The sequence below is a fragment of the Streptomyces ipomoeae 91-03 genome (assembly GCF_000317595.1).
Classification (GTDB): Bacteria; Actinomycetota; Actinomycetes; order Streptomycetales; family Streptomycetaceae; genus Streptomyces; species Streptomyces ipomoeae.
Genome location: NZ_AEJC01000407.1, coordinates 1 through 5,671, shown reverse-complemented (window position 1 = coordinate 5,671; position 5,671 = coordinate 1). Strand labels below are relative to the sequence as shown.

Below are 5,671 nucleotides of genomic sequence, written 5' to 3'. Positions count from 1 at the left end.
GAACAACGTGCCGAGAACCTGGAACGTGACAACAAGCCCTGGAACGGCGGAGATGGATGCTTCGATCACAGAGGAGCCTCAGAGTCGGCGTCGGGGCGCTCAAGCAGCGCCCCGACGGCTATCGCATAGGTCAGCAGACGCTGAGGGGCGGAGTGTAGTACTTACCCGTGCTGGCCACCATGTAGCCGGTGATGGTGCAGCTACCGGTGTCCGACTTCTTCTTGCCGCCCCAACTGTGCTTGATGACAGAGCCGGCGACTGCGGTCTTCTGAGAGTCCTTGAAGATGGAGTTCTTGGTGACCATGGCGAGCTGAATGGTCACCTTGCTGCCGCCGGTCTTCTTGTACTCCGTGGCGGAGTAGTATATGGAGCAATTGCCGCTGACAGCACAGCCATCGTCACCGTGGATGTACAGCGTGCCGTTGTCCAGTTTGGTGCTCTTCGTGCCGAAAGCGTACGCGTTCGTCCCGGATAGGACGAGCAGGCTGGTCAGAGCCGCAACCGCGATTCGCTTCTTCATGCGTGACCCCCCATTTGGGTAGAGCGATCTTGCGCGGAAGCAAGATCAATGCGCACGGCAGTCAAGCGAACACCCGCCCCCCGAGCAAGTCCATTTTGACCTTCGTCTGAATCGCTCTGGGTTCGGTAGAGATTTCAGTTGTCTTTGTGACCTGGGATTTCGTTGATTCCATGCAGTGATTGGCCTCGCGCTCGACGGGTGGAACGTGGCCTATCTCACCATGAGGGCGCCGGTGGTTTTACCAGTCGACCCACTGAACGGTGGCCAACTCGACCTGGGAAAACGATTTTCAGGGGCACTGGGGATCAACTCGGGCTTGTATGGAAATGTCGCGGAGTTAACGGATCGTCGCCCAGCGCAAGTCGATTATTCGTCAGGGGAGGGCGGAATCTATTCGGGCCAGTCGGTACCTTTCCGGCCCTTCCCTGAGCCTTCAGCTGTAGATGCTTGAGGGTGTTGTAGGTGCGGTCTGGCTGAGTGGCGGCATTGCGGGCTCGGTGCCAGGCGCGGGCGAGGGGAGCAGCGGCGCCAGGCGGACCAGTGCAGGGCGTGGGTGATGCGCTCGTCGTGAGGCGGCTGAGGACGGAGCGCTTCCTCCACCCGCCACCGAACGCCGAGCACCGTCACGAGTTCTTCGACGGTGTGTCCTCGGGCCCCAGGCCAGGTAGTAGTCGCGGTCGTCCGGCGCCTCGGGGCGGCGCCGGACGACTGGTCAACTCAGTTGGAGGTAAGGGGCGGCGGGATCTGTACTCCGGTGTCGTGGCCGGGGCGTAGGACGAGGTGCTCGTCGAGGAACGGGCTTGCGATCAGTTCGTGCATGCCGACTCTCCGCCCTTTTCGGGGAGCGGCAGCCGTGCGCCGCGGCTTTCGGCGACGCGGAGGACGTCCCGCAGGGATTCGGTCAATCGGGCGGAGAGATAGCGGAGTTCCACAGCACCCGTCTTCGGGTCGTCGATCAGCTCCCGGGCGTGCCCCAGCAGTTCGTTGCCCATGCCGAGCTGAACGGACTCGATGTCGTCAGCGAGTCGGGAGACGTAACCACCCCCGTTCTCGTCGGTGAGGAGGTAGCAGGGCTTACCTCCGGGGCTGGACCAGGGGAGAAGCCGGGTTGCGCGGGTCGGACTGCTTGTGTCGTTCGCGGGGTCCATCATGCGGCCACCGCCGCACCTTGGATCCGGTCAGGGTCTGCGTTGATGCCGTGTTCGGCAAGCCGGAGTGCTTGGTAGCGCCGCCGCTGCTGTTGGTGTTCGGCCAGAGTGAGTAGGTAGGGGCGTACGAGTGGGGAGTCCTCGCCGTGGAGTGGGTGTGGGTGGGTGAGGGCGGGTGTTTCTGTACACGTTGTCGTAGCGAGCGAATGGGCTGGGGTGCCCCCTGAGCGACGGGCCGTACGGCGTCGACCGAGCGGGGGCAGCAGCAGTCTCATGAGCATCGTGCAGAGAGCCACGTAGAAAAGGGCGATACAGTGCGCCATGTCTACCTGCTTCCTTCAGGTGGGCCGTGCCCCCGGACCGCTCGCAGTGCGGTTGCGGGGGTTTGCCATGTCTCGCCGGGTGTCGACCTGCCGAGCGGAAAGGCAGGCCAATTTCCGTGCGACGTTGGACAGGTCACGGTTAGTAGCGGTGCGATGACAGCATACTCGCAGAAAATCTGTGAGTGAAGGAAATCTGTGACTCGCAGTCGGATCTCACACCTGCCAGACTCGGAGGGACTGGAGGGAGTGCTCATGAGCGAGGGTTTCGGGCTGGTGGTGCGTTTCACGATGCGCGACGAAGCTGCGGCATCTGCCTTTGATGAGCTGTGTGCTGACACCTTGAAAGGGATCAAGGGCCAGGAGCCAGGCACGCTGGTGTACGTCACTCACGTTCCCGACGACCAGCCGCTTGTTCGTGTCTTCTATGAGCTGTACGAGGACCGCGCCGCGTTCGAAGCGCATGAGGCGCAGCCGCACACCAAGCGGTTTCTCGCCGAGCGGGAGCAGTATCTGGCCGGTGTTGAAGTGACGTTCCTCAACGCGGTGGCCGGGAAGGTGGCGGGGCGGCCGTGACCTCGGAGGGGCGCCGGGCCTTCGGCGTACGAGTGGCCGAGCTGCGCAGACAGCGCGACCTCACTCAGAACGAGCTGGCCGCAGCGATCGGGCGGACGGCGAGTTGGGTGTCGCAGGTCGAACGAGGCATCCAGCCGGTGAACCGCCTGGATGTACTACGGCTGCTCGCCGATGGTCTCGGTGTCCCCCTGCATGTCCTCCAGCCAGAGGCGCCCGAGGCAGTCGGCGCCGCAGCCGGAGTCGCGGATGACACCGCGCCGAACGATCTGGACCAGGCACGACTGGTGATCTCGGGCCATCCGGCACTCGACGTCGTCCTTGAGCCTCGTGAGGATTTCCGGACCGGCGCGGTCGCCGAACTGCGGGAGGAGGTGGAACGGGCCTGGGAACTCACCCATGGCGACCGATTCGCCGACCTGAGCCGGACGTTGGGGGCTTTGCTGCCACGGCTGGAACGCGCTGCTCGGACAGCCCCCGACGACGTCCGGCCTGAGATGTACCAGCTGCTGGCCCGCGCTTATCAGGCGCTGGCGGCGGACCGGGCGATCCGTTCAGCCGAACTCGCCGGTGACCGCCTCGGGGTTTTCGTTGGCGTCTTCCGGTTGGTCCACGCGTTCGTACGACTCCAGCGCCTGGACCAGGCCGAACACGCGGCTGCCGCAGCGCTCAACACTCTCGCCAGACATGCCGAAGCCGAATCGACCCCTCCTGAGGAACTCTCGGTCGTCGGTTCGCTCCATCTTGTCCTCGCACTGGTACACGCGCGCGCCGGCGAACGCTCGGTTGCCCGCGAGCAGATCGACAAGGCCCGGGCGGTGGCCGCCCGTATCGGAGCCGAGCGCAATGACTTCAATCTGGAGTTCGGCCCCACAAACGTAGAGGTTCAGGCGGTCGCCACCGCGGTCGATCTGGGGGACGCCGGAGAAGCACTGGACATCGCCGAGGGCTTGGATGCAACCGGCTTGTCCGCCGAACGGCAGGCCAGGCTCCTGATGGATGTCGGCCGGGCGCATGTGCAGCGGCGGCAGTTCGGAGACGCGCTCGCGCATCTGCTGAGAGCCGAGGCGATCGCGCCCGACATGATCCGGAGTCATGTCGCGGCTCGCGGTGCGATCCGTGAGCTGATGCTCATGGCGGGTCGGTCGGCTTCACCGGAGCTCCGTGGTCTGGCTGAGCGTTCGGACGCGATGGAATAGGCGAGCCGACCATTCACGACCTTCAAGGACCTTCAAAAACCTTCAAGAACAAAGGCTCCGCCTGGTTCGGCAACCTCGGCACCGGGAACCCGGCGGCCAAGGTGCGGCTGATCGAGGCGCCCCGGGTCTCTCAGCGTGTGGCGCGGCCCTCCACGGTGACCGCGTCGCGCGTGGTGACCCCACCCCTGCGGGCGATGGCCTTGGCGATCTTCTCGGCGTCGAGGGCGAGTTCGCGGAACATGCCGCTGATGGGGTTGGTGAAGCCGGTGAAGTAGAGGCCGGGGGCGTTCTTGGGGGAGCGGGGGCCGTGGACGACCGGTCTGCCCCGCCCGTCCAGGACGTCGAGGTGTCCGACGAGCCCTTCCAGGGCGCGCCGGTAGCCGGTGGCGGCGATCACGGCGTCGGGTTCGACGCGGCTGCCGTCGGCGAGGACGACCTTGCCGTCCTCGAACCCCTCGACGGCGGCCACGACATCCACCCGCCCCTTCCGCACGGCGTCGATGAGGCCGACGTCCTGCACCGGGATGGACCCCTCGTTCACTCGGGAGTAGAGGCCCGTGTCGGGCCGGGGCAGCCCGTGCGCGGAGAGGTCCGGCACGGCGAGCTTGGCCATGGGCCGGGCGAGCCGGTCCACCAGGGCCACCGGGAGGTGCCGTACGAGGATGCCGGTGTACTGGGCGGCCCACCCGGCGGTGGAGCGCCGGACGATGTGCGGGGCGGTGCGCACGGACAGCCGGACGCGTGCCGCCCCGCCCTCGACGAGGTCGACGGCGATCTCGGCGCCGGTGTTGCCGACGCCGACGACCAGGACGTCGCGGCCGGCGTAGGGCTCGGCGTTGCGGTACTCGGCGGCGTGGACCAGTTCGCCGGTGTACGTGTCCCGGCCGGGCCAGTCGGGAACGCGGGGCGTGTGGTTGTGGCCGGTGGCGACGACGACCGCGCCGCCGGTGAGTTCACGGCCGCCGGTGGCGTGCAGCAGCCAGCCGGTGCCGTCGGGCGACCGTTCGATACGGGAGACCTCGACACCGGTCACGATCTCCAGTTCGTGCACCTCGGCGTACTTCTCCAGGTACCGGACCACGTTGTCCCGTGACACCCACCGGCCGAACCGGCGCGGCATGGGCAGACCGGGCAGCGCCGACAGCCGCCGGGTCGTGTGCAGGTGCAGCCGGTCGTAGTGCCGCCGCCACGACGCCCCGACCCGGTCCGCCCTCTCCAACACCACCGCCCGCACACCCCGCGCCCGCAACGCGTACGCGGCGGCGAGCCCGCCCGGCCCGCCGCCGATGACATACACGGGGCGATCGGACGCCGGCGTCGTGGCTGCCGCGGACGGGGCTCCCCCGGAGTCGGGTTCCTCGGTGTCGGATCCCTTGGGGGCGGATGCTGTGGAGTCGGCCATGAGCCCGAGCGTATTCCCGCACTCCATTGATGGGTCTCGGTCAAGCCCGGAATTGGTTGCGGATTGATCACGCCTGTAGGAGACCGGGGTGGGGCTTGTGACGTAGATCTCTTGGAATGTGGGGAGATGGTGGCGCAGTCTCGCCGTGCGGGGGAGTGGTCGGCTCGATGAGGGTGCCGTTGACGTACCCGTGCAGGTCGAGCATGACGACCGGCTGTTTGTCGATGGAGATCTGCCGCATCGCCCGCGTCTCGGGCTGGGAGGCGGTGACGAAGTCCCGGTTCAGGTCGAATCCGCCCGCGTTCGCGCGGGTCCCCGCGATACGGCCGTCCGGGTTGGCGGTGATGTTGAAGTACAGGCGGTTGTGGGCGAGGAGGTCCTTCGTCCTCGCGTCGGTCGCGGTCGCGAGGCGTTCGATGAGCTTCATGGCCGCGTCCGTGCCCTCCCACTCGTTGCCGTGGATGTTGTTGTTGAAGAAGACCGGCGCTTTGTACGACTTCTTGAGGGCC

The 5,671-nt window shown here is 66.6% G+C and carries 5 protein-coding genes and 1 pseudogene; 2 read left to right on the top strand and 4 right to left on the bottom strand.

The window, feature by feature from the left end; all coding sequences use genetic code 11:
* Positions 1-130: 130 nt before the first annotated feature.
* Both STRIP9103_RS27005 and STRIP9103_RS27000 read right to left on the bottom strand, forming a co-directional pair.
* On the bottom strand, positions 131-520 hold the full coding sequence (locus tag STRIP9103_RS27005; RefSeq protein WP_009324021.1) for an NADAR family protein: 390 nt from the start codon (positions 518-520) through the stop codon (positions 131-133).
* 806 nt (positions 521-1,326) lie between these two features.
* Complete coding sequence (locus tag STRIP9103_RS27000; protein ID WP_009324019.1) at positions 1,327-1,671, bottom strand: hypothetical protein; 345 nt, start codon at positions 1,669-1,671, stop codon at positions 1,327-1,329.
* A gap of 572 nt (positions 1,672-2,243) precedes the next feature.
* Here STRIP9103_RS27000 and STRIP9103_RS26995 point away from each other — a divergent pair.
* Both STRIP9103_RS26995 and STRIP9103_RS26990 read left to right on the top strand, forming a co-directional pair.
* Entirely contained in the window at positions 2,244-2,564 is a 321-nt protein-coding gene (locus STRIP9103_RS26995) for a putative quinol monooxygenase (protein WP_009324029.1), read from the top strand.
* Entirely contained in the window at positions 2,561-3,760 is a 1,200-nt protein-coding gene (locus STRIP9103_RS26990; protein ID WP_009324031.1) for a helix-turn-helix domain-containing protein, read from the top strand. Before STRIP9103_RS26995 ends, STRIP9103_RS26990 begins: the two co-directional genes overlap by 4 nt.
* Before the next feature lie 130 nt (positions 3,761-3,890).
* Here STRIP9103_RS26990 and STRIP9103_RS26985 read toward each other — a convergent pair whose 3' ends face one another.
* Both STRIP9103_RS26985 and STRIP9103_RS26980 read right to left on the bottom strand, forming a co-directional pair.
* Positions 3,891-5,162 carry a flavin-containing monooxygenase gene (locus tag STRIP9103_RS26985; RefSeq protein WP_078614055.1) on the bottom strand — a complete coding sequence of 424 codons (1,272 nt, stop codon included), beginning with the start codon at positions 5,160-5,162 and terminating at the stop codon, positions 3,891-3,893.
* Between the two features lie 139 nt (positions 5,163-5,301).
* Positions 5,302-5,671, bottom strand: a pseudogene (locus STRIP9103_RS26980) (M14 family zinc carboxypeptidase); the annotation flags it as partial.